This is a genomic window from Actinospica robiniae DSM 44927, assembly GCF_000504285.1.
In the GTDB taxonomy this organism is placed as follows: Bacteria; Actinomycetota; Actinomycetes; order Streptomycetales; family Catenulisporaceae; genus Actinospica; species Actinospica robiniae.
The window spans coordinates 990,107-1,011,993 of the sequence record NZ_KI632511.1 but is presented as its reverse complement, the minus strand read 5'-3'; the positions used below and the strand labels follow the sequence as shown (position 1 = coordinate 1,011,993).

The window sequence follows — 21,887 nt, the reverse complement described above, 5'->3', positions numbered from 1 at the left end:
GTCAGAATTCTCCCTCGACGACGAGGAGTGTCTTGCCGATGGTGGCGCGGGACTCGATCGCCGCGTGTGCGTCCGCGGCCTGGTCGAGGCGGAAGCGCTGGCCGATGACGGGGCGCAGCACGCCTTCGGCTGCGAGGTCGAGTGCGCGGCGGGTGAGCTGCGCGCTTCGTTCGGGCGGGAGCGGGCCTGAACTGACACGTGCCACATCCGGCCTGTGCCCGGCCGGGATGTCCGCGAAGCTCCCGCTCGCCATGCCGAACCCGGCATATCGGCCGTCGGCGGCCAGCAGTTCGAACGCCTCCCGCCCGACTCCGCCGCCCACGCCGTCGTAGACCACATCGAGCGTGCCGACCTGCTCGGCGACCGTCGCCGCCCAGTCCGGCTGGAGGTAGTCGACGGCGAGGTAGGCGCCGAGTTCGCGGGCGAGTTCCAGCTTGCGCTGCCCGCCGGCCAGCGCGATGACCCGGGCGCCGGCGCGTGCGGCGAGCTGGACCAGGAGGCTGCCGACGCCACCGGCCGCGGCCTCCACCAGCACCGTCTCGCCCGGCCGCGGTTCGGCGGCGTCGGCCAACGCCAGCGCTGTACGCCCATCTGCCAGCAGGGCGAGCGCGGCATCGAGGGCGAGTGTCTCGGGAACGGCGACGAGCCCTGATACCGGGACTGCGCACCACTCGGCGTACCCGCCGCGCCCGCCCGCGGCAGCCACTACCCGTGTGCCTACCAGGCCCTCGTCGACGTCCGGGCCCACCGCCGTGACCACGCCGCCGACACCGTTGCCGAGCACGGCCGGCAGCGCCGGGGCCATCGCGGGATTCGGCGGACGCCCAGCGCGGATCTGGGTCTCGACGAAGGTGATGCCCGCGTACGCGACGTCCACCAGCGCCTGCCCGGGCCCCAGCACCGGTTCGGGCCAGTCCTCGACGAACCCGAGCGCGGCCGGGGGACCGAACTCGCAGAGCACCACCGCCTGCATCGCACGCCTCCATGTTTCTCTCGGAGCGGATCGCTTTCCGGAGCGGATCGCTCCGCAAATCTATAGCGGAGCGATCCGCTCCGCAATCCGTTAGGCTCGAGCCGTGCCCGCCGACCCTCCTCCACGCCCGGCTGATCCTGCGCGCCCGCGCGGGCGTCACGCCGAAGGCGTGCGCAACGACCGGCTCCTGCTCGACGCCGCGCGCGAGGTGTTCGCCGCCCACGGCGCCTCGGCCTCCGTCGCCCTCGTCGCGGCCCGCGCGGGCCTGGGCATCGGCAGCCTCTACCGCCGCTACGGCAGCAAGACCGAGCTGCTCCAGCGCCTGTGCGTGCTGTCCATGCAAGAGGCCGTCGACGCGGCGACCGACGCGCTCGAACTGCCCGACGCCGCCGACGCGCTGGCCGGATACATCCGCACCTGCGTCGCCCTGCGCATCGGCTCCCTCTCCCCGCTGGCCGGCACCATCGAGACCACGCCGGAGATGTTGTCCTTCGCCCTCCGGGCACGCGACCTGCACGACCGGCTCGTCAAGCGCGCCCACCGCGACGGGCGGCTGCGCGCCGACGTCACCCCGATGGACATCAACTGGCTGATCAGCCAGTTCGCCCGCACCAGCCCCGTCGCCGAAGCCGACGACGCCGACCGAATCCTGCACCAGCGCCTGCTCGGCGTCGCGATCGACGGGCTCTTCACCGCCGAACCCAGCCCCCTGCCGGGCCCGCCCCCGACCACTGCGCACTACGAGAACCGCTGGCACACCGCCCGCAGTGACGCCGGCGGCCCGCAGCCTCCCGCGGCGTGATCGATCCATCGATCACGCCGCTTCCGAACAGTCGAAGTCGTCAAAGCCCCCGCAGGACACGATCGAGGGCCGAGCGGCCCGCCGGCCCCCAGGTCGGCTTGCCGCCGGGCAGGCCGCGGTCCCCGTTCTGGCCCATCAGCAGCAGGAACAGGCTCTTCATCACGGCCAGCCCGCGCGCCCGCCGGAACGTCGCCTCGTCCACCTGCCCGTAGGCGTCGAAGAACCGTGATGCGCCGCCCTCGGGCAGCAGCAGCCAGGCGGCCCCGAGGTCCCACGCCGGGTCGCCGGTGAAGACCGCGCCGAAGTCGACGACGCCCGCCAGCGTGCCGTCCGCGACGACGACGTTCGCCGGATGCAGGTCGCCGTGCACCCACACCCCCGGCCCCCGCCACTCCGACGCCGCCACCGCGTCGTCCCACACGGCCCTGACTTCGTCCTCGGCGAAGCAGTCGAGGTCCACGGACCGCATGAAGTGCTCGAACCCGTCCGTGCACTCCTTGGGGTGAACGCCGAAGCCCGCCGGTCCCGGGACGTCGGCCGGCGCCTCCACATGCAGCGCCTTGAGGAACGCCGCCAGCGCATCGGCCGCGTGCTCGCCGCGCGTGATCGGCTCGTGGTCCAGGGGCGTGCCCTCGACCCAGGTCATGACCGTCCAGATCTTGGGGAAGAGCGCGGACGGCGCCCCGCTGCGCACCGGAGTCGGTATCGGCAGCGGCAGGCGCGAGGCCAGCAGCGGCAGCCAGCGCCGCTCCTTGAGCTGCGGATCGGAACTGGTGTCCATCCGCTGCATCCGCACGGCCAGGTCGTCCCCCAGGCGCCACATCTGGTTGCCCCACCCACCCGCCACTTCGCGGATCGGCAGCCCGGCCAGGTCCGGATGCTGCTCGCGCAGCAGCTCGCGGACCAGATCTTCACTGACGTTGATCTCGGATTCCGTCATGGGCACTCACCGTACCCGGGTGCCCGTCCCGTCCGGCGCGAGCGCCGGGAACCGAGGGCGTCCCACGGTTCAAGGACACCGACCGTGTCGTAGGGCCCTGTTACGGTGGGCCCGGTAGCCGCGATGGGTATCACAGGAGTCTGCGCGGCCGCGGGTCCGGCCGATGCCGCCACCCGCATCGCGCTGACGTCGATCTCGTTCGAGCAGAGCGCGGTCGACGAGAGTTCGGGCGGCGCAACCGTCACGCTCGACTGGAGCGTCGCCGACGCGAACGCGGCCGCCACGGACGTCACCGGCGCGCTGGCCATCCAGCAGGTCTCCGCCATGGGCGAGTTGATCGGGCAGCGTTGGGATCGTTGTCCGAGGGTGCGGTTATGATCTGGCGCGTGACCAGCCTGTCCGACCTGTCCGACCTGGACTCTAAGTTCGCGCACCTCGCCGACGAGCGTGAGTCGCGCCGGGCTGCCGCGTACGCCGGGGTGGTCCGGTGGGAGTGGTACGAGGGTGATGCGTTCGACCTGCAGCCGTTGTGGCACGAGCGCAATCTCCTGCGGCCCGGCCGGCGCTTGGACCGGCGTCCGCCGCTGACGCAGGATCATTATCAACTCGGCTTCGATGTCGACGACCGCGTGGTCACCGTGCTCGAATACAGCGGGTTCCTCAACGGCCGGCTCGTCTACGAGACCCTCCGGATGTACCGAGCCGACCTCATCGAGGAGGCTCATTACAACGCGGACGGTCGAGGGATCTACCTGCGCGAGTATCTCCTCGAATCCGGCCGGATCCGCTCGACCGCGTCCGCCGCGACCTTCGGTGGCGACATCGAGACGTACGATTACATCGACAACAGCGTTGTTCGCATCGAAGTACAGCACGCCAAGCGCGCGTCCGGCGCGCTGCGTCACCCGACGCCCCAAGCCAGTATCGAGGCAATGTACGACGGCGAAGGCCTTCTTCGGCTGACGAGCATCAACCCCGGGCGCCTCGGCGAGACGCTGTATGAGCGCCCGCCGGCTGACTTCTCGATAGACGCGGCACGCAGCACTGTCCAGGCGGAACTCGGGGTGCAGGTACTGCGAGCCGTTCGGGAGTTCGATCTCGAAGCAGCCGCGTACTGCGTCGCGCTCGCGTACGCCGACGGATTTGACCCCTCCGCTGTGACGGTCCACGTTGGTCTGGAGGAGGACCGCCAGGCTTTCCTCGCTGAAGGTGACGACGAAGACGGTGATGGCGAAGACATCGTCTGGTCCCCCGCCGACATGACCGGCTACGCGGACATCGACATGAGCGCCGTGCGGGATACGGCCCGTCTCCTCGCACAGGAGCTCAGGCTGTCGAAGGTGGCAGTAAGCCGCGAGACGGTCTGCGCCGTCGCGGTTTCCCTCGGTGAGCTGGACTGGCAGACGATCATGCCGGTCACCGACGACTTCGTGGTCTTCGCCGTCGACCTCGAGATGGCAGACCTTGCCCAGAACCTCGCGGCCGCCGGCCTCCCACGCAACGAACCCTGAGATCTTTGCGGGGCGGCGCCAGGTGTCGCCAAAGAGTCACTCGATACTGCTCGCCGCTCCTTAGGCGCGTGGTCGCCAGCTGCGCGGCGAAGCTGAAGGTCGGCCCGGAGAAGCCCAGTACAGCAGTTCGTCCGGGTCGTCCGGGTCGTCCGTGGTTCGGTCGAGCACCAGCAGGCGACCGCCCCGCTCCGGCTCTTGCCGGTTTGCCGCCCTGCGGCCTTGACGTGCAAGGCCGCCGTCACAGGATCATGACTCATGACTCGCCTCGTATCGACACCGCCCGTCATACCGTCCGGCCGGCTCTCCAGCTCACCGCAGCCCGTCCTGAACGCCGGGAACGGAGTGCTGCTGCGGCCCTGGGAATCAGCCGACATCCCCGTGTTCCTCGCCGCCTACCAGGACGAAGAGATCCGCCGCTGGCACACGCGTCGCCCCCGCGCCGAGGCTGACGTTCAGCAATGGTTCGAGGCCTGCCGGCAGGACTGGAACTCCGAGAGGGGCGGCCACTGGGCGATAGCGCAAGCCGACGGCGAAGTGCTCGGCCGGATCGCCACCCGCGGCTGGGACTTCGACGACGGCATAGCCGGGGTCGCCTACTGGGTGCTCCCGCAGGCCCGCGGCGCCGGCCTGGCGACTCGCGCCGTAGAAACGCTTTCGGCCTGGGCGCTGAACGAGGCCGGCTTCCAACGGATGTACCTGGACCACTCCACTCGCAATAACGCGTCCTGCCGGGTCGCGGCGAAGGCGGGATACATCCTCGAAGGCACCAAACGCAGCGCCGCCGTACACGACGACGGCAGGCACGATATGCACCTGCACGCCCGCATCCGAGCGGCCTGAGCTGCGCCCAGCGGACTGGAACACCTTGGACCGCTGACCGCGCGCGGGAGCATTGCTCAGTGGGTCTCATCGAGCACCGCGGGCTTCTCCCCTTGAAGACAGAGCTCGGTGATCGGTACGGTCTGGCGGGTGCCGTTTCCTGACGAGCTGTCCTCTCATGGCGTGGTTCTCGCCGCCTACGACCCTCGTTGGCCGATCGAGTTCGACGGCCTGTCACGCAAGATCGCCGGCGTGCTCGACTCTGTGGCGCTGGCGATCGACCACGTGGGCTCGACCTCCGTGCCCGGGCTGCCTGCGAAGAACTGCATCGACATGCAGATCCGCGTTCCCGAGGTCGATGAGCGCATCATCGTGCCGTTGATGTCCAAGCTGGGGTTCCGCTGCCGTCCGGAGCCGTGGAACCGCACTGAGGTGTCGGCGGGGGCGCAGTGCCCCAAGCTGGTGTTCGCGCCGCCGGCCGGCGACCGTTCCTGCAACGTTCACGTGCGCCGGCACGACGGGCCGAACACGCGCTACGCCCTGCTGTTCCGCGAGTTCCTGCGCGCGGACGAACGCGCCCGGCACAGCTGGGGAGCGTTCAAGACGCGCTTGGCACAGAGCGTGCCCGATCTACTCGACTATGGCCAGATCAAGGCACCTGCGACGGAGGTGCTGATGACAAGTGCAGAACGCTGGGCGGGCGAGACGGGCTGGCGGCTTCGCAGCTCGGACGTGGGGGATGCTGATGACCGTACTCGATGACGCGTGGCTTGCCGCCAGGTGTGACCACGATCTTGGCGCCCGGCCCGCCCGGGTGCCGTTTCACAGCGGGCGTCTTCCTCGGGCTTCCCGCGCCCTCGCCCTCGCCCTCGCCCTCGCCCGTGAACGCGAGCGCGCGTCCGGCCGGTTTGACCCGTAGACGGGTGGACCGGCCGGACACGCGGTGCGGTGAACGCTGGTCAGCTCGCGGGAAGCGTTGCCAGCTGCTGTTCGGCCCAGGCGTAGGCCTGCGCGACCTGAGCCTCGTTTGAGATGGTCACGTTGACCCGGACCTCGTAGTCGCCCTTCCATGCCAGCACGGTGACGGTCTCCATCTGGAAGTAGTCGTTCACCCCGACGGGCGTGGCCATGCAGAGGGCGTTGGAGATCGAGCTGATCGTGCAGTCGCGGTCGTTCTCGGTGCCCAGCCCGTATTCGAGTAGCGCGGCTGCCTGGGCTTCGGCCGGCGAGCCGAACTTCACCAGCGCGCCCTCGGCGTTGGCCCCGCTCGACGAGGATGTCCACGAGCGGTGTTCCGCGCTCTGGAACCCGTCCGAGGAGAGCCACGTGTCGTACTGCATGGTTTCGTCGCTCTCGTAGCCGCTCGAGTACTGCATGGCGCTGACCGACTTGGTGCGCGCCACCTTGGACGTCGTCGTCGTGTCCTTGCTGTCGGACGGCTGGGCCATCAGGCAGTCGCCCGATGCGGCGCACGAGCCCTGAGCCGGGATCTGGATCGTCGGGGTCGCGAGTGAGGGCAGCCCGATCGGCTGGGTCGACTTCGTTCCCTGCACCCGCTTGACGGCATCGGCGATCCACTTGCCGGCCAGCGACTTGTCGAAGTGCCCTTCGAAGTTCACCGAACCCGCAAGGACGATGTTTCCGACCTGCCCGGTGAAGGTCGACTGGACGAGGCCGTCGGGATCCGCCCTGCTGCCATACCATGCGTCCACGCCGGTCGCGCCGGTGGAGTAGGCGTTCGACTTGATGTAGCCCTCGAAATCGGAAGGTTCGTCGAACTCGTTGAACAGCGCGGTGGCGGCCGACTGGGTCAGCGTCTTGAGTAGATAGATGTCGGCTTGCCGGCTGGAGGCGTCCACCCAGTCGATCTGGACGATGCCGGTGACATCGTCTGCCTCGAGGTCGGAGATCACTTCCGATCGAGACTTCTTGTCCCAGCGGCCGTCGACAAACTGCTTGACGGTCAGGCTTGTGGCACCGATCCAATCGGAGTTGGCCGAGGCGCCCCAGGGCACGTATCCGCTCGGCATCGACGGCAGGCACGCTCTGAGGTCGGGGCAGGCCACGTCCTCGGTTCCGTTGCCTGTGCTGTCGGCCGGGTCCTTGGCCGGTGCCGGCGCGGACCACAGCGAGGTGAGCTCGGTGCCGGCCCAGTTCTGCAGGTCCGCCGGGTCGAACGTGTTCGGGCTCGAGTACGACAGGTTCAGCACCATGTTCCCCACCACGGCCGAATAGGCCGCGTGGAAGGTCCCGGTGGCGTCGGCCTTGGCCGCGGCGTGCGCCTTCTCGGCCGAGTCGCCGGGAACGGCCGCCGCCTGCCCGGGGTAGGCGGCGAGGATCTCGCCGTTGCGCGTGGCGTTCCAGCTCTGCGCGCCCTTGATCGTGTCGAACTTGATCAGCACCATGTCGACGTCGTTGCCGTCGACGGCGTTCCAGTCGGTGTGCGCGAAGGAGTTCGCCCCGTCACCGCTCACCAGAATCGATGACTGATCCGTCATGCCCTTGGCGTCGGCGGTCATATGCGTGCCGAAGGTGTCGGCCGTCGGGACGGCGGCCTGGTCCCACGTCGGTGTGTCGCTCAGCGTCAAGGCGCCGGCCGGCTGCTTGATCAGGCACGAGACGAGCTTCGACGGCGTGCAGGTGACTGCGCTGACCACGGAGTCGCCGTGGCGCTCGTTCTCGTACACCGTCACCCCGGCGCCGACCACCGCGACCACGGCCACCACCGCGGCCAACGTCCACAGCCTGCGCTTGCGCTTGCGCGTGGCCACCACAGCGGCCTGGATCTCCTCCGGAGACGGCATGTGCTGATACGGCTGTGGGATGCCGTAACCGTAACCGGGCTGGCCCGCGGCAGGAGCCTGCGGCTGCGCCACCGGCACCGCCATCGTGGGCGCCGGCACCGCCATCGTGGGCGCCGTCGCCGCCGTCGGCGCTGCTCCGTCCGGGCTCGTCCATCCATCGGCCGGCGCCGCGGCCGCATCCATCGCTGTGTTCGTAGCCACGTCCGCCACTGCGGGCTCCCGCTCGGGCGTGTCCGCAGGCTCTTCGCCTGACATGTCTTGCTCCCCCTCAACCTGGTCCATGATCGCGGAAAAGTCCGCGCACGTAGGCTACCCGGGCAAGATCAAGTCTTGACAGGAATGTCTGATAACGAATCGATAGCCCTGGATATCGCAGAATGCGGATATGGCGCAGGTGGGGCGGGGGACGGGCGACGCACCGCGGCCCCCGAGTGGCGACCCGTCACCACCGAGCCGGGACGCTCGCCCGTCCAAGCTCCATGAATCTGGGTCCGGAGAAGATCCGCGGTCGATGTCATCCAACGACGGTGACGATGCCGTCTCCGGAGGACGCGCCGCCGCCGACGACGGAAACCTGCTGCCGGGTGTCGTAGAGGCCAGGCTTCAGATCCTTCGGCAACTGCAGGGTTCCGTGTGTCGTGGTGCCGGACCAGCTGTCTGCCGTGACCGTCCTGCCGTTAGCGGCAGGCTCCGGCCATGCGGACGAAGGACCGGCCATAACGCGCTTGAGCTCGGCAACGCTGGAGAACGGCCCGTAGATCACGAACGCCAGCCGCAGCTGCGCAGGAGCCGCGTTGGTCACGGATCCGTTATTTTGGGGCGTCCACGTCACCGATATGAGGTCGCCGGCGTGCCAGGGCGACGGCTCGACAACGGCTTGATAGCTGTAATTGTGATGGGCCACCGCGGACTGGCTCGATGAAGGCGAGCATCCTGCCGTGAACGCCAGTGCCGCAACCACGCACGTCGCGCAGCGGAAACTCCCCCGAATCGCCATGGAGCCATGGTGCCCGGCCGGGGCCACTCTGGCAACCGATCTTCGCAAGTTGAGGGCCACGATCCGACGCGCCCGCCCCACGTCACATGAGCGGTACGCCAGCATGCGGCTGTGTGGTGACGGGTGGACTGAGTGCGATGACGCACGAGCGTGTCCTGGCTAAAGAGCATCTCGGTGTCACTGCACGAGCATGTAATGTCCACGTGCAGGTCAGAGGCAGCCCTTGACCGAAGACTACGCTGCCCGAGGTCTTCAGCACGTCTTACGGCAGGTCCTCCACCGCCCTCGTCCGAGTCAGTCAGACCGCTCGGGCCCGCTGCTACAACTCCCTTGCGCGCTGGCAGTAATCCACAGGCACCTTAGGGACGCGAGGGCCCGCTCGACGGTTGGGCGCGACGACTCGCGTACGGAAGAGATCACGCGGGCCGAGCTCGAGAAGATCTGGGCTGATGTACGGTCAGACGTTGGCGGGTCCGCCTGAGTCGGTAGCTGCCCGGGCCGGAAGATCACTCGGCTCGCTGGGCACTATGACGATCCTGCCGTCCGGCGCCTTCTCCATCCGGTAGGAGGTCCGCGTCATTCTGGCCATGACCTCGCGCATCTGCGCCTGCTGTTCGGCCAGAGCTGGAGCATCCGGATCGGTCACGCGGAACCCGCGCAGGTGCACCGCCCACGGATCGACGTCGTCGGGTGCGCGGCGGCCTTCCACGGTGAAGCCGAACAGCGCCCGAACCGCCTCGTTGCCGAAGGTGAGCGGGTGGAACGGCGTCGGGAAGGGGCTCGGACCGGCTCCGACGATGAACCTCTCTGGCTCGTGCGGGCGCTGGCCGGCCCAGAACGGCTCCTCGAACGGCAACCGGTCGCCGACATCCTCCACGACGCCTTGCACCCCGTTGATGCCGATCGCGCGCACCAGGGCTCCCTGATTCCACAGCGCGATCTCGACACCGTCGGTGCCGCTGTGCATCCGGTGATAGACGATTCGGCGTCCGGCGCCTTCGCTGAGGACATGCTCGGGCAGCGACGAACCGCCGCCGCGTAGGAAACTCAGCCCGCACACAAGATCGAGACCCGGAACGCTCAGCACGTAGACCGTGTCCCTCGGCGGATAGGTCGCCTCGGCGAGACTCTCACCCTCGGCGGTCTCGACCTGCCAGCCTGGCGCCAGGCGACGCACCAACTCCTCGGCGGCTGCCGGATCGGATGCCCCGGGCCGACGCAGCACATCGGTGATGTCGCCGGCCGCGAACGCCAGTATCTCGGTCTTGGCACCCACTGCTTCCCCCTGGGTCGGATCACCTTCGATGGGCGGCACCCTATCGGCAAAGAGATACGTGAGGCTGCGGGGAACCAGGCGAGAAGCTTGGTTGCCGCCTCGGCGAGGGCCGGATCGGGGCTGGCGGCCCAGCCTCCGAAACGGTTGGCCTCGACTTGGGCAGCGCCATAGGCCTCCCGAGCTCACGGGATGTGGGCCAACTCGGCAACGTCTGGGAGCGTCTCTACAAGGTGCACCGACGGAAGTTGCTCAGCCTGCGGGAAGGACGCATTAGATGATCTTGATCGTCGTCTTTAACTTGATCATTTCCCAGTGTCGCGTCTCTCGATAGGCTCCGGTCATGCCCCTGACACCCCTGGCTGCGGCGACCGCCGAACAATTGCAGGACTTGGTCGGCGTACACGTCCAGCGGCTTGAAGGTGGAGGGTGTCAGATCCTGCTTGGAGAAGCAGCAACGGCGATCATCGTCCCTTCGCGAGATTCACAGTCTTCGTCGTGTGTATGGTCCAGCGCCGAGTTCCGACTGCGTGACGACGGGCTCCCGCTGCCCGGCGAGTTGTCCGATCCGGCCCGACAGCACCTGCCCGCCCACCTGCTCTTTGATTCCGGAGACGATCCGCTCTACCTGGGCAAGCTCGAAAGGCGCCGCGCTTGTTCAATCACGAGCACCCTCTCCGGGAAGCAGGAGCTGTGGGAGGTGGACATGGCCATCGTCCCGCCGCTGGAACGCCACATCCTCGACGTGGTACGCCCCGTGGCGGCACCGCCGGCAGTGCCGGACCTGAGCTGGCTCGATACGCTCGCGTGTGATCGGGCCGCAGCGCTGGAGGAGTTCATCGCCTCGTGGTACGGGCCGCCCGACCCCGCAGCCGGGCTGCCGCCGGCCGTTTCGGCGCGCGTGCCCGCGAGGCTGGCTGCGCTCTACCGGCTTGCCCACGGCCGGCCCGAGCGGCACAACCGTCCGGTTGTGCTCGGGACCCAGAACCACATCATGGGGCCGGATCGGCTCTATACGGAGCCTGCGGACGGGTCCTTGGTCTTCGGCTGGGAGAACCAGGGCTGTTTCGAGTGGTCGTTGGATCAGTACGCGGAGGACGGCGACCCGACCATCTGGACCACCGAGGATGTGGAGCCGCTCGCCGAGCCGGAGCCGCTGAGCGGTTTCCTGATCCAGTTCTCCCTACACGAAGCGGGGATGTCCGCTCCTTACTGCGCGCTTCTCAATCGTCGGCCTGCACGCGAAGCTCAACGTCTGATCGAACGTCTGCGCGGCGTACCCCTCGCGCCGGCTCGCTGGTACGGCTACGACATGGACTTCTATGTCGCTCCCGGGGTGATCGCCTCAGGAGGCCAGGGGAAGGACGGCTCTTACCACTTCTGGCTCGGCGCCTCGGACCGCTCGGCGCTCAGCGAGCTCGCCGATCTCGATGTGGCCTGGCAGTTCTTCGATGGCTGAATCCATCGGGCGACGCCCCGATCGATGGGTTCAGAGGCAATGGGCCAGGTATGCGCGCTGTTCCGAGGGGAGATCGCGGGCTTGGAGGCGGTCGAAGATCGCGAACCAGAGGGTGTGCTCGGCCCAGAAGCGGTAGGCGAAGCTCTCGACGTTCGGCGCGCACCAGTAGACCTCTGTCCGGGTTTCGGCTGGCTTCCCGTCGGGCCCGAACAGCACTCCGGGATCGTGGGAGATGTCGTGGTCGCACTGTACGACGACGCAATCGCCACCCGGGCGCAGGTACAGATACCAGGCGGCGCGCAATTGAAGGTCGAGGAGGAACCGGATCATGCGCGCACCGGGCTCGGCCGGGCCTGCGAGCAGCTCGGAGACGAACGTGACGCAGCATGTGCACGAGACACCGTCTAAGGCTCGGTACAGGTTCGCTCGCGTCATCAGAGCTACGAAGTCCGGCGGAAGGCTCAGAGCTTGTTTTCAAGCTTCCAGTGCAGGTCAGCTCGCTGATCTTTTGTGACGGTGTTTCGCGTGCGGGCCCGCACTCGGAGGCAACGAACTGCCGACTCACACTGAGCCCGCGTCAGACCTGTCGAGTCCGGACACTCGCCGTCGGGCGCAGAATCGGTCCTCCAGAAGCCCGCACAACATAACCGGGATTATGTTGACTCATCAGTGAAGCCCGTCCGGGTCCCAGTTTTGGACAATTAACGAATTATCGATACCGGTAATGCGGTAATGAGTCGAGGGATGGGCCGGAACAACCGGGCGCGGTCTCGGCCGGGTGCCCCGAAGCTACGGCGCGAGGCCGAGAGGCCGAGTAACCGCCAGGCAGCTTCTGACAGTCGTCCAACGGCATCCAGCGTGAGAACGGACTGGGCATGATGTCGGGCAGCTCAATGTCATCGAGTGCTGATTTTCCCGCGGAGGCCTGTCGCAGCTGGCGTGACTGACCTCCCGGCGCGGCCTGCACTACCGCTCGGCCCGCCCGCGGGTTCAGCCGGTTCCGGCGAGACCGTGCCGGTAGGCGTAGGAGACGGCCTGCGCGCGGTCGCGGGCGCCGATCTTCGTCAGCAGGTGGTTGATGTGGCTCTTGACCGTGCCCTCGCTGACGAACAGCCGACCGGCGATCTCGGCGTTCGTCAGGCCCGCCGCGATGAGCGCGAGGACTTCCAGCTCGCGCGGGGTGAGCCCGGCGGGCGCCGGGGGCGCGGCCGGGGCGGCGCCGGCGGTGGGCTGGGCGGGGGCGGCGATTGCGGCGACGAGATGGTGCTGAACGGCCGGGTCGATCGCCGAGCGGTCTTCGACGACTGTCTGCAGCGCCTGGTGGATTTCCGCCGCGCCGGAGTCCTTGGTGAGGTAGCCGCGGGCGCCGGCGCGTAGGGCGTCGAGCACCGACCGGTCGTCGGCGTACGTGGTCAGCGCGATGACCTTGATCTCAGGGTACTGTTCGCGCAGCCGGCGGGTGGCCTCGATGCCGTCGCAGTGCGGCATGCGCAGGTCCATCAGGACGACGTCGGGCCGGGCCGAGGCGGCGAGCTGGAGCACCTCCAGGCCGTCCTTGGCCGCGCCGACCACTTCCACGCCCGGCATCAGCCCGAGCAGCATGGCCAGCCCCTCGCGTACCACGCGCTGGTCGTCGGCGGTCAGCACCCTGATCGGCGGCGTGTCCGTCGACCGCGTAGACCCGGTCTGGTCTGTCGCTTCCGTCATGAGGGCACCTTCAGGACGACGCGGAAGCCGGTCTCGGTCGGACCGGCATCGAGGGTGCCGCCCAGCAGTTCGGCGCGCTCGCGCATACCGGTCAGCCCGTAGCCCTCACCCACGGGCTCGGTAATCGACGACGGGTGGTCGGCGACGGCGAGGTCGGCGGAGAAGTCCTCGATGCTCAGCTCGGCTCCGTCGGGCTCGTAGGCGAGCCGCATCTCGACCCGCTCCGGGCCGCGGGCGTGCTTGGCGACGTTCGTCAGCGCCTCCTGCGCGACCCGGTAGACGGCGAGCCTGGCTTCGGAGGACAGCTCGTGCGGCTCGCCGACGTAGGTCAGGGGGCACGGTATGCCCAGGTTCTCCTCGCAGCGGCGGGCGAGCCCGGGCAACTGGTCGGGGCCGGGCAGGTCGTCCCCGCGCAGCATCTCGATGGCGCGTCGCGCCTCATCGAGGCCTGACTTGCCGAGCCGGTGGGCACGTTCGATCGTCTCCGGCAGCCGCGGGTCGTCGCCGTCCTGGCAGGCGAGCAGCCGTGCGGCCTCGAGCTGGATCATCAGGCCGGAGAGCGAATGCGCGAGCACGTCGTGCATCTCGCGCGCGAGATGCTGCCGTTCGGCCAGGGCGGCCGCCCGCGTCTCGGCGGCCCGGGTGCGCTCGAACTCGTCGAGCCGGCGCTCGGCCTGCTCGTTCGCCTCGCGCAGGTGCTGGGTCAGCATGGTCAGTCCGACGAATCCGCCGATCGTGAGCGCGCTGAGCAGCGAGGAGAAGGTCGATTCGCGCTGTGTGGTCGCCCCGGCCAGCACCAGGAAGCCCACGGCGATCGCGGACAACGCGGTCGCCAAGCGCGTCGGCAGGCGCCGCGCCAGCAGGAACAGCGCCACGAACAAGGCGATGTAACCGGTGTGATTCGACTGCACCTTCATCAGCCCGACGGACGCGATGACGAGCAGGACAGCGGAGGCGTTGTGGCTGCGCGAGCCGCGTTCTCGGTACTGCGTACCGAGGGCGCCTGCGACGAACGCGCAGGTCATGAAAAAGACCTCCATCCCGTCCCCGGTGAACCCCGGCCCCGGCTGCGTGCGCAGGACGTCGAGCACGACGGCGATGGTGAGGATCGGCCCGAGCGCGCGCATCCACCGTGAGATCGCGTCCTGAGTACGGCGTGCCCGCACCAGTGCGTCAATGGTCTGCGCCGCCGCGGGTTCTGTGCTCACCGTCCGATCGTACGGCCAGGTCCGGAGCGTGCACCTCTACCCGGAGGCAGAGACGCCTCTAACCCTGGGTGGAGGCCGAGCCCGCCGTCGAAATCCAACCGTGCGCAGAAGAGGCGTAGGCGCGCGTTCCAGCAGCCTGGAGGCCCACACACGCACTGGGAGGGTTCCGTGAAGGGAACAACTGGAGTAGGCGGGGACGGGCCGTCCGGCCTGCTGGAGCTGCGCGGCGTCGCGAAGCGCTACGGCCGCGGCGCGGGTGAGGTGCACGCGCTGCGCGGCGTCGACCTCGTGGTCGACGCCGGCACGATGGTCGCGGTGATGGGTCCGAGCGGCTCGGGCAAGAGCTCGCTGCTGACCGTCGCCGGCAGCCTCGAGGAGCCGAGCAGTGGAGAGGTCTTCATCGCCGGCCGGAACGTGGCCGGCCTCTCTCGCGGCGAGCGCGCCCGGCTGCGGCGGCGCACGATCGGGTTCGTCTTCCAGGACTACAACCTGCTCGCCGGGCTGACCGCGGCCGAGAACGTGTCGATGCCACTGGAGTTGGACGGGGTGCCGGCCCGCAAGGCCCGGGCCGAGGCGGTCGACGCCCTCGGCCGGCTCGGTCTGGAAGAGCGCGTCGACGCCTTCCCCGACGAGCTGTCCGGCGGCGAGCGCCAGCGGGTGGCCATCGCCCGCGCGGTCGTCGGCGGCCGGAAGCTGCTGCTGGCGGACGAGCCGTCCGGGGCGCTGGACTCCGCCAACGGCGAGGCGGTCATGCGGCTGCTCGCCGACGCGTGCGAGCGTGCCGGCGTCGGCGCGGTCGTCGTCACGCACGACGCGAAGCTGGCATCCCTGGCGCACCGAGTGGTGCACCTGAAGGACGGTCAGATGGTCGAGGAAGGCGGCGCGGTCGCATGGAACGGCTGAGCATCGTCTTCCTCATCCTCGGCGCGATGCTGGGGTGGCTTCGGCTGCTGCGCGCGGGCAGCGACGCCGAGGCCGGCACCCCGGCCGGCGCCCAGAAGCGGTTCTCGATCTCGTGGCGTTGGCTCGCGATCGCGTCCGTAGTCGCCGTGGGCCTGTCGTTTCTGCCCGATGGGGCCAAGCAGGGTATGAGCATGGACTGGCTCGTCGGCGTCGTCGGTGGCGCGTATGCACGAGCCGTGCGGGACACCGGCCGGTGGGACGTGTGGAAGCGCGACTCCACGGAAGGCGAAGGCGAGGACCGTGAGGGCGGCTCGCCCACCCAGACCAAGGACCCCGCCGACCGCACGACGCCGCGAGCGAGCGCGCGGCGCGCGATGCTGCGATGGGCGTGGCGGCTCTTCCGCCGCGAGTGGCGTCAGCATGTGATCGTGTCGGCGCTGATCACGCTGGCGGTCGCGGGCACCGTGGTCGGCTCGGCCGTCGCGGTCGACGCGTCGCCGCCCTCGAACCAAGGCTTCGGTTCCGCGAACCACGCGGTACAACTCGCCGGCGGAGACCCGCGCCTCGCCGACGACCTCGCCGCGCTGCGCTCACGATTCGGCACGCTCGACGTGATCGAGAACCGGAACCTGGACACCGGCCTGTCCCAGGGGGCTGAGCTGCGTACCCAGGACCCTGACGGCGGATACGGGCGGCCGATGCTCTCCCTGGTCTCCGGGAGCTACCCGACGGCCGCCGGGCAGATCGCCGTGACCGGCTCGCTGGCGGACACGCTGGGGCTGCATGTCGGCGGCGTCTGGCACGAGAACGGCGACGCGCTCAGCGTCGTCGGCATCGTGCAGGACCCGCTGAACCTCGACGACGAGTTCGCCCTCGCCGGTCCGGGCCGGCTCGGCCCGGGCGCGGCGCTCGGGCCGGCGGACACGGTGACCGTGCTCTTCGACGCCTCGCCGGCCGAGCTGGCGGCGGGCGCGCTGCCGGACGGGATGACCGCGCAGGCCCCGCAGGCGTCGTCCGGCATCACGCCGGAGATCATCGTGCTCGCGGTCGCCGTCCTCGCGCTGGTCTTCACCGGACTGGTGGCGGTCGCCGGGTTCGCCGCCCTGGCGCGTCGACGTCAGCGCGCCTTGGGCATGCTCGCCGCGCTCGGCGCCACCGAACGCGACATCCGACTGACCGTCATGGCCGACGGGGCGTTCACCGGCGCGCTCGGCGCGGTGCTCGGCACGGGGCTGGGCCTCGCGGCCTGGATCGCCTACGCTCCCCGCTTCTCGCGCAACGCCGGGCACCTCGTGCCGTGGACCGCTGTGCCCTGGTGGCTGCTGGTCTGCGTGGCGATCCTCGCCGTGGTCTGCGCGACGACGGCCGCGTGGCGCCCGGCGCACGCCGTCGCCAGGATGCCGATCGTCTCAGCGCTCTCCGACCGGCCGGCCCCGCCCGTCGCGATCCACCGATCGGTGACGCCCCCGCTGGTGCTGCTGATCGGCGCACCGGTGCTGCTCGCCACTTCCGGCGGCTGGGGCGCCCAAGGAGGCCGCGCAGCGTTCTTCCAGCTCGGCGGGCTGCTGCTGAGCGCACTGGGCCTGGCGCTGGCGGCGCCCTTCGCCGTGGCGCGGCTGGCCGGCCCGGCGCGCCGGCTGCCGCCGGCCGCCAAGCTCGCGCTGCGCGATCTGTCCCGGTACCGCGTCCGCTCGGCCGCGGCTCTGGCGGCCGGCAGCCTGGCCGTGCTGATCGCGGTGCTCGTCACCCTCATCACCACCGGCCGCTACAGCGATCCGATCGACTACTTCGGCCCCAACCTGCCGTCCGACCAACTGGTCGTGTACGCGCCGAACGACGGTCCCGGCACCGGCCGGGGACCGAACGGCGGCTCCCCGGCCCAGGACACCGCGGCCCTGACCCGGCACGCCACCGCGATCGCCGCGATGCTCGGCAGCCGCGACGTCCTCGCGCTGCAGCCGGTGGCGGCCGACCTGATGCACAAGACGCCGCAGAAGACCAGCGGCGACTCGGGCAGCCTGTTCGTCGCCACCCCTGCGCTCCTCGCGCATTACGGCATCGACCCGCACTCGATCCAGGCCACGACGATGCTGATCACCTCGCGGCCGGGCTTGCAGGGCCTGTCCGGACTGTTTCTGCTCTACGGGGACTTCAGCGGCCCGGACGGCCGGACCGCTCAGGCGCTGAACCCGTCAGTGCAGACGCTGTCCGCGCTGCCCACCGACACAGCGGACCCGAACCTCCTGGTCTCCGAGCACGCGGTGCACTCGCTCGAGCTGACGGTCGAGCCGACCTCCGCCTGGCTGATCCAGGCACCGCAGCCGCTGACCGCGCTGCAGATCAACTCCGCGCGGCAGATGGCGCTGGCCGCGGGGATGACGGTGGAGGTGCGCAGCGAGGCTCCGTCGCTGGCCGAGGTCCGCGACGACGCCACCGTCGCCGGCATCCTCATCGCTCTCGGCGTGCTCGCCATGATGGTCGGGCTCATCCGCGCCGAATCGGCGGGCGACCTGCGCATTCTGACCGCGTCCGGAGCCCGGGGCCGTACCCGCCGCGGCATCACCGCCACCACGGCCGGCGTGCTCGCGCTGCTCGCCGCAGTGGGAGGAACGGTGATCGCGTATGTGGACACGGTGGCGTTCTTCGGCATCGAAGCACTCGAACGGCTGCGTGAAGTGCCAGGCACGGACCTGCTGCTGGTCCTGCTCGCCCTGCCCGCAGCCGCCACAGCGGGCGGGTGGCTCTTCGCAGGCAGGGAGCAGGAGCGGCTCGGCCGCACGCGGATCGAGTGAGGCTGACACTGGTCAGCCGGGGTTCAGGGTGGCGGCCGTCAGCGGTAGGAGCCGGGGCTAAGCTCGGTGACGGCGTCCTGCCGCCGCGGCCGCCACCCCAGCCAGGCCGAAAGGGCTGGATCGGCCGGGCGCCGGCGTTCGGCGGCAGCGAGCGGGGTGGCGGGGTGGCGGGGTGTCAGCCGAGGGTCGCGGTCGCGGCGCGCAGGTCGTCGAGGGCTGCGAGGGCGTGCGGGGCGAGGCCTTCGCCGTCGTCGCGGGCGGCTTCGGACCAGTGCGCGTAGCCGCGCTTGAACGCCAGGACGCCCAACTCGGCGGCCAGATGCGCGGTCGGGTCGGGCACGCCGCGCTCGACCAGCGCTTTTCTCATGGCGGCGGCGAGGCCGACGCTTTTGAGGGCGTCGCGTTCCTGCAGCTCGGTGCTCGCGGCGACGGCCGCCTTCAGGCCGGGGCCGAGTTCGCGGTTCGCCGGGCCCATCTCGCTCGACGCGCGCACCAGGCCCGCGGCGACCGCCTCGAGCGGGCTCGCGGTCGCCGGCGCCTCGCCGATCCCGTCGGCCAGCAGCCGGCTGAGGGTCTCCTGCCCGGCGACGAGCAGTTCGCGCTTGTCTGAGAAGTGCCGGAAGAAGGTGCTCTTGGTCACCCCGGCGCGCTCGGCGATCTGCGCGACCGTGGTGGCGTCGTAGCCCTGCTCGTTGAACAGTTCCACGGCCGCGACGACGAGCCGCTGGGTCGCTCCCGGTTGCCATCGCGCCATGGGGTCCATCCTAGGGCATGGGACTCTTGTCCCATCACCGCGCTAGAGTGATGGGACAAGAGTCCCATCGATCTCGGGAGAACCATGCACGTCTTCGTCACCGGCGGCACCGGCACCATCGGCACCGCCGTCGTCGCCGAGCTGCTGGCCAACGGCCACACCGTCCTCGCGCTCGCCCGCTCGGACACCTCCGCGCTCGCCCTCACCGCGGCCGGGGCCGAGGTGCTGCGCGGCCGGATCGAGGACCTCGACATCCTGCGGACCGGCGCTGCCCGGGCCGACGGCGTGATCAGCCTCGCCTTCAGCCGCGAGTACGGCGACCCGGACGCGCTCGCCCGCGCGCTGGCCGAGGAGCGTGCCGCCCGGACCGCGCTCGGCGCGGAGCTCGTGGGCAGCGGCCGGCCGATCGTCACGGTTTCGGGCACGCCGTGGATAGCCGGGCGCCCGGCCACCGAGTCCGATCCGCTGCCCACCGACGGGCCGGTGGGCGACCGGGGCCGGACGGTCAACGAACTGCTGGAGCTGGCTTCGCAAGGGGTGCGCAGCTCGGCGGTGCGGATGCCGCGCACGGTGCACGACCGGGGCCGGGGCGGGTTCGCGGGGCTGATGGTCGACGCGGCGCGGCGCACCGGGGTGGCCGGCTACCCGGGCGACGGCGCCCAGCGCTGGCCCGCGGTGCACGCCCGGGACGCGGCGGTGCTCTTCCGCCTGGCGCTGGAGTCGGCTCCGGCCGGAACCTCCTGGCACGCGGTGGCCGACGAGGGCGATGCGGTACGCGACATCGCGGCGGTCATCGGCCGGCGTCTGCGCCTGCCGGTCGAGGCCGTGCCGCAGGAGACCTTCGGCCCGTTCGGTCCGATCTTCGCGATGGACCAGCCGGCCTCGTCCGAACACACCCGCGCGGCCCTGGGCTGGCTTCCGGTCGGGCCGAGCCTGCTCGAGGATCTGGAGAACATCGAGCCCTGAGACGAGATGGACGCGGAGGCGCGGCCGGCCTGCGCCGGTCGCGGCCGGCTGCGGACGACGAGGCCCGATGCGGGTTGCGGTCGGCCGGCGGCCGTCAGCGCCGCAGCGCGGTCAGCGGTGGCTGCGGTGGGCGGTCTCGGGGCCGATGACGCGCAGGAGTTCGAGGGCTTCGATGCTCGGTGAGGCGGGGGGCGCGGTGAACAGGCGCAGGTGCTGGTCGGCGGCGCGGGTGTGGAGGAGTTCGAAGTCGAACTCGATCGGGCCGACGGACGGGTTGCTTACGCGCAGGCGGCTGGCCCGGCGCACGGCGACCTCGTGGCGTGGCCACAGGTCGGCGAACTCCTTGCTGGCGGATTCGAGGCGGGCGACGAGTTCGCGCGAGGCGCGGTCGTGGCCGCGGCGGGCGGCTGCGGCGCGCAGGTCGGCGACGTGCTGGCGGCTGAGGTCCTCGTGCTCGTCTTCGGGGTAGGCCTCGCGCATGCCCAGGTCGGTGAACCAGCGCCACACGACGTTGCGGTCCGGCTCCGCGATCGTGCACACGCAGCCGAAGAGCGCTTCGGCCAACGCGTTCTGCGCGAGCAGGTCGCCGAGGTCGGTCAGCAGCTGCGCCGGGGTGGCCTCCAGGCACTCGAGCAGGTAGAGCAGCGCGGGGCGCACCTGTTCACCGGCGCGGTCGGGCTCGGGCGGGCGGTGGCCGGATAGGAGATAAAGGTGGTCGCGCTCGTCCGCGGTCAGGCGCAGCGCGCGGGCGAGCGCGGCGAGCAGCTGGGGCGAGGGCTGGGAACTGCGGGCCTGCTCGAGACGCACGACATAGTCGGGTGAGACTCCGGCGAGGGTGGCCAGCTCCTCCCTTCGCAGCCCGGGGGTGCGCCGGTGCGCTCCGGCGGGCAGGCCGACCTCCTGCGGCGCGAGCCGTTCGCGGCAACGGCGCAGGAAGTCGGCCAGCTCGTCGCGCTGCATCGTCATGTCCACCATCCTCTCCGCCCGGTCCGCTCTGCGCCGCGGCCGAGAAGCGAGAGCTGAGGACTGAGGATTGAGAACCGGGAGCGGAGAACAAGGAGCCAGGAGCCGGAGACAGGGATCGTCGCTCCTAGGAACATCTCTCCGCTCCTCATCGCGGCCAGGGCTCAGCACACTGATCGACATGAACAAGATGACTGAGATCACTGACATCAACAACGCGCAGACCAGGGAGATCAAGGTGGGTGGGGCGGTGGTGCCCTACCGGGTGTTCGGCTCGGGGCGCCCGCTCGTGCTGGTGCACGGGACGAACGAGGGGTCGGGTTCGTGGGAGGGGGTGGCGGAGGAGTTCGCGGACGTGCGCACCGTGGTGCTGCCGGACCTCTCCGGGAGCGACGCGGCGCGCGATGACGGGGGCGAGCTGACCGTCACGCTGCTCGCCGGGCAGGTCGCGGCGGTGATCGGCGACCTGGGCCGGGGGCCGGCGGACGTGGTGGGCCACTCGCTCGGCGGGTCGGTGGCCGCCGAGCTCGCCGCGACGCGGCCGGAGCTGGTGCACCGGCTGGTGCCGGTCGCGGGGCTGGGCGCGCCCGACGCTTATATGCGCAACCTGCTCACGGTCTGGACCGGGCTGGCCGGGGACCCGGCCGCGTTCTCCCGGTTCGCGATGATGGTCGCCTTCAGCCGCGGGCAGCTCGGGATGCTCGACGCGGCGGGGATCGGGCTCGACGGGCTCTACCCGCCGGCGCCGGGCCGGCTGCGCCAGCTCGCGCTGGTCGCGTCCCTGGACGTGTGGGGCCTGCTGCCGCGGATCTCCGCGCCGACGCTGGTGATCGGCTGCGGCCAGGACACGCTGGTTGCGCCGGAGCAGGCCCGGGCCTTCGCCGCGGCGGTGCCCGGCGCCGGCTACGCGGAGGTGGACTGCGGCCACCTCCTGATGCGTGAGCGGCCGGAGGAGTTCGTGCGGCTGGTGCGCGACTTCCTGACCGAAGAGGATCAGTAAGGGTCCTGAGTCGGCC

The 21,887-nt window shown here is 70.3% G+C and carries 20 protein-coding genes; 10 read left to right on the top strand and 10 right to left on the bottom strand.

Annotated features, from left to right (window positions below; translation table 11 throughout):
• Position 1 precedes the first annotated feature (1 nt).
• Entirely contained in the window at positions 2 to 973 is a 972-nt protein-coding gene (locus ACTRO_RS04355; RefSeq protein WP_034261293.1) for a zinc-binding dehydrogenase, read from the bottom strand.
• A 169-nt stretch (positions 974 to 1,142) separates the two neighbouring features.
• Between ACTRO_RS04355 and ACTRO_RS04350 the strand changes: the two genes are divergently transcribed.
• Positions 1,143 to 1,775, top strand: coding sequence for a TetR/AcrR family transcriptional regulator (locus ACTRO_RS04350; protein ID WP_211244094.1), 633 nt, complete (start codon positions 1,143 to 1,145; stop codon positions 1,773 to 1,775).
• A 40-nt stretch (positions 1,776 to 1,815) separates the two neighbouring features.
• Here the strand turns inward: ACTRO_RS04350 and ACTRO_RS04345 are convergent, their stop codons facing one another.
• Positions 1,816 to 2,715: an aminoglycoside phosphotransferase family protein gene (locus tag ACTRO_RS04345; protein ID WP_034261291.1), complete on the bottom strand. Its 900-nt coding sequence runs from the start codon at positions 2,713 to 2,715 to the stop codon at positions 1,816 to 1,818.
• 123 nt (positions 2,716 to 2,838) lie between these two features.
• On the opposite strand from ACTRO_RS04345, the gene ACTRO_RS04340 reads away from it, so the two are divergent.
• The 4 genes from ACTRO_RS04340 to ACTRO_RS04325 all read left to right on the top strand — a co-directional run bounded on the left by ACTRO_RS04340 (position 2,839) and on the right by ACTRO_RS04325 (position 5,807).
• The gene (locus ACTRO_RS04340) at positions 2,839 to 3,093 is read left to right on the top strand and encodes a hypothetical protein (RefSeq protein WP_157435757.1); all 255 of its coding nucleotides are present in this window, start codon (positions 2,839 to 2,841) and stop codon (positions 3,091 to 3,093) included.
• A gap of 8 nt (positions 3,094 to 3,101) precedes the next feature.
• A complete protein-coding gene (locus ACTRO_RS04335; RefSeq protein WP_211244093.1) occupies positions 3,102 to 4,226 on the top strand; it encodes a hypothetical protein in 1,125 nt (374 codons plus the stop codon).
• 255 nt (positions 4,227 to 4,481) lie between these two features.
• Positions 4,482 to 5,066: a GNAT family N-acetyltransferase gene (locus ACTRO_RS04330; protein ID WP_034261285.1), complete on the top strand. Its 585-nt coding sequence runs from the start codon at positions 4,482 to 4,484 to the stop codon at positions 5,064 to 5,066.
• 108 nt (positions 5,067 to 5,174) lie between these two features.
• Positions 5,175 to 5,807: a GrpB family protein gene (locus ACTRO_RS04325; protein ID WP_211244092.1), complete on the top strand. Its 633-nt coding sequence runs from the start codon at positions 5,175 to 5,177 to the stop codon at positions 5,805 to 5,807.
• Between the two features lie 197 nt (positions 5,808 to 6,004).
• Here the strand turns inward: ACTRO_RS04325 and ACTRO_RS04320 are convergent, their stop codons facing one another.
• The 3 genes from ACTRO_RS04320 to ACTRO_RS04310 all read right to left on the bottom strand — a co-directional run bounded on the left by ACTRO_RS04320 (position 6,005) and on the right by ACTRO_RS04310 (position 10,122).
• Positions 6,005 to 8,104, bottom strand: coding sequence for a hypothetical protein (locus ACTRO_RS04320; protein WP_157435753.1), 2,100 nt, complete (start codon positions 8,102 to 8,104; stop codon positions 6,005 to 6,007).
• Positions 8,105 to 8,363: 259 nt separating this feature from the next.
• Positions 8,364 to 8,846, bottom strand: coding sequence for a hypothetical protein (locus ACTRO_RS46800; protein WP_157435751.1), 483 nt, complete (start codon positions 8,844 to 8,846; stop codon positions 8,364 to 8,366).
• A gap of 457 nt (positions 8,847 to 9,303) precedes the next feature.
• The gene (locus tag ACTRO_RS04310; protein ID WP_051450295.1) at positions 9,304 to 10,122 is read right to left on the bottom strand and encodes a DUF6928 family protein; all 819 of its coding nucleotides are present in this window, start codon (positions 10,120 to 10,122) and stop codon (positions 9,304 to 9,306) included.
• A 340-nt stretch (positions 10,123 to 10,462) separates the two neighbouring features.
• Here ACTRO_RS04310 and ACTRO_RS04305 point away from each other — a divergent pair, with 340 nt between their 5' ends.
• Positions 10,463 to 11,578, top strand: a complete 1,116-nt coding sequence (locus ACTRO_RS04305; RefSeq protein WP_169739814.1) for a hypothetical protein — start codon at positions 10,463 to 10,465, stop codon at positions 11,576 to 11,578.
• Positions 11,579 to 11,608: 30 nt separating this feature from the next.
• Here ACTRO_RS04305 and ACTRO_RS04300 read toward each other — a convergent pair whose 3' ends face one another.
• The 3 genes from ACTRO_RS04300 to ACTRO_RS04290 form a co-directional block, all read right to left on the bottom strand.
• Entirely contained in the window at positions 11,609 to 11,908 is a 300-nt protein-coding gene (locus ACTRO_RS04300) for a hypothetical protein (protein WP_051450294.1), read from the bottom strand.
• 660 nt (positions 11,909 to 12,568) lie between these two features.
• Positions 12,569 to 13,285 carry a response regulator gene (locus ACTRO_RS04295; RefSeq protein ID WP_051450293.1) on the bottom strand — a complete coding sequence of 239 codons (717 nt, stop codon included), beginning with the start codon at positions 13,283 to 13,285 and terminating at the stop codon, positions 12,569 to 12,571.
• Entirely contained in the window at positions 13,282 to 14,493 is a 1,212-nt protein-coding gene (locus ACTRO_RS04290) for a histidine kinase (RefSeq protein ID WP_034261277.1), read from the bottom strand. The genes ACTRO_RS04295 and ACTRO_RS04290 overlap by 4 nt, the downstream gene beginning before the upstream one ends.
• Before the next feature lie 168 nt (positions 14,494 to 14,661).
• Between ACTRO_RS04290 and ACTRO_RS04285 the strand changes: the two genes are divergently transcribed.
• Positions 14,662 to 15,396 carry an ABC transporter ATP-binding protein gene (locus tag ACTRO_RS04285; protein WP_063627923.1) on the top strand — a complete coding sequence of 245 codons (735 nt, stop codon included), beginning with the start codon at positions 14,662 to 14,664 and terminating at the stop codon, positions 15,394 to 15,396.
• On the top strand, positions 15,384 to 18,188 hold the full coding sequence (locus ACTRO_RS04280) for an ABC transporter permease (RefSeq protein ID WP_034261272.1): 2,805 nt from the start codon (positions 15,384 to 15,386) through the stop codon (positions 18,186 to 18,188). The genes ACTRO_RS04285 and ACTRO_RS04280 overlap by 13 nt, the downstream gene beginning before the upstream one ends.
• Before the next feature lie 175 nt (positions 18,189 to 18,363).
• Here the strand turns inward: ACTRO_RS04280 and ACTRO_RS04275 are convergent, their stop codons facing one another.
• On the bottom strand, positions 18,364 to 18,942 hold the full coding sequence (locus tag ACTRO_RS04275; protein ID WP_034261270.1) for a TetR/AcrR family transcriptional regulator: 579 nt from the start codon (positions 18,940 to 18,942) through the stop codon (positions 18,364 to 18,366).
• 84 nt (positions 18,943 to 19,026) lie between these two features.
• Here ACTRO_RS04275 and ACTRO_RS04270 point away from each other — a divergent pair, with 84 nt between their 5' ends.
• Positions 19,027 to 19,908 carry an NAD-dependent epimerase/dehydratase family protein gene (locus tag ACTRO_RS04270; protein WP_034261268.1) on the top strand — a complete coding sequence of 294 codons (882 nt, stop codon included), beginning with the start codon at positions 19,027 to 19,029 and terminating at the stop codon, positions 19,906 to 19,908.
• A 111-nt stretch (positions 19,909 to 20,019) separates the two neighbouring features.
• Here ACTRO_RS04270 and ACTRO_RS04265 read toward each other — a convergent pair whose 3' ends face one another.
• Positions 20,020 to 20,874, bottom strand: coding sequence for a helix-turn-helix transcriptional regulator (locus tag ACTRO_RS04265; RefSeq protein WP_034273059.1), 855 nt, complete (start codon positions 20,872 to 20,874; stop codon positions 20,020 to 20,022).
• Positions 20,875 to 21,052: 178 nt separating this feature from the next.
• Between ACTRO_RS04265 and ACTRO_RS04260 the strand changes: the two genes are divergently transcribed.
• Positions 21,053 to 21,871, top strand: a complete 819-nt coding sequence (locus ACTRO_RS04260; protein WP_211244091.1) for an alpha/beta fold hydrolase — start codon at positions 21,053 to 21,055, stop codon at positions 21,869 to 21,871.
• Positions 21,872 to 21,887 lie beyond the last annotated feature (16 nt).

Coding starts and splice junctions, on each gene's coding strand:
- ACTRO_RS04355 (WP_034261293.1), bottom strand. CDS start 973: ATGCAGGCGGTGGTGCTCTGCGAGTTCGGTCCCCCGGCCGCGCTCGGG.
- ACTRO_RS04345 (WP_034261291.1), bottom strand. CDS start 2,715: ATGACGGAATCCGAGATCAACGTCAGTGAAGATCTGGTCCGCGAGCTG.
- ACTRO_RS04340 (WP_157435757.1), top strand. CDS start 2,839: ATGGGTATCACAGGAGTCTGCGCGGCCGCGGGTCCGGCCGATGCCGCC.
- ACTRO_RS04330 (WP_034261285.1), top strand. CDS start 4,482: ATGACTCGCCTCGTATCGACACCGCCCGTCATACCGTCCGGCCGGCTC.
- ACTRO_RS04320 (WP_157435753.1), bottom strand. CDS start 8,104: ATGTCAGGCGAAGAGCCTGCGGACACGCCCGAGCGGGAGCCCGCAGTG.
- ACTRO_RS46800 (WP_157435751.1), bottom strand. CDS start 8,846: ATGGCGATTCGGGGGAGTTTCCGCTGCGCGACGTGCGTGGTTGCGGCA.
- ACTRO_RS04305 (WP_169739814.1), top strand. CDS start 10,463: ATGCCCCTGACACCCCTGGCTGCGGCGACCGCCGAACAATTGCAGGAC.
- ACTRO_RS04300 (WP_051450294.1), bottom strand. CDS start 11,908: ATGATCCGGTTCCTCCTCGACCTTCAATTGCGCGCCGCCTGGTATCTG.
- ACTRO_RS04295 (WP_051450293.1), bottom strand. CDS start 13,285: ATGACGGAAGCGACAGACCAGACCGGGTCTACGCGGTCGACGGACACG.
- ACTRO_RS04280 (WP_034261272.1), top strand. CDS start 15,384: ATGGAACGGCTGAGCATCGTCTTCCTCATCCTCGGCGCGATGCTGGGG.
- ACTRO_RS04275 (WP_034261270.1), bottom strand. CDS start 18,942: ATGGCGCGATGGCAACCGGGAGCGACCCAGCGGCTCGTCGTCGCGGCC.
- ACTRO_RS04270 (WP_034261268.1), top strand. CDS start 19,027: ATGCACGTCTTCGTCACCGGCGGCACCGGCACCATCGGCACCGCCGTC.
- ACTRO_RS04265 (WP_034273059.1), bottom strand. CDS start 20,874: ATGACGATGCAGCGCGACGAGCTGGCCGACTTCCTGCGCCGTTGCCGC.
- ACTRO_RS04260 (WP_211244091.1), top strand. CDS start 21,053: ATGAACAAGATGACTGAGATCACTGACATCAACAACGCGCAGACCAGG.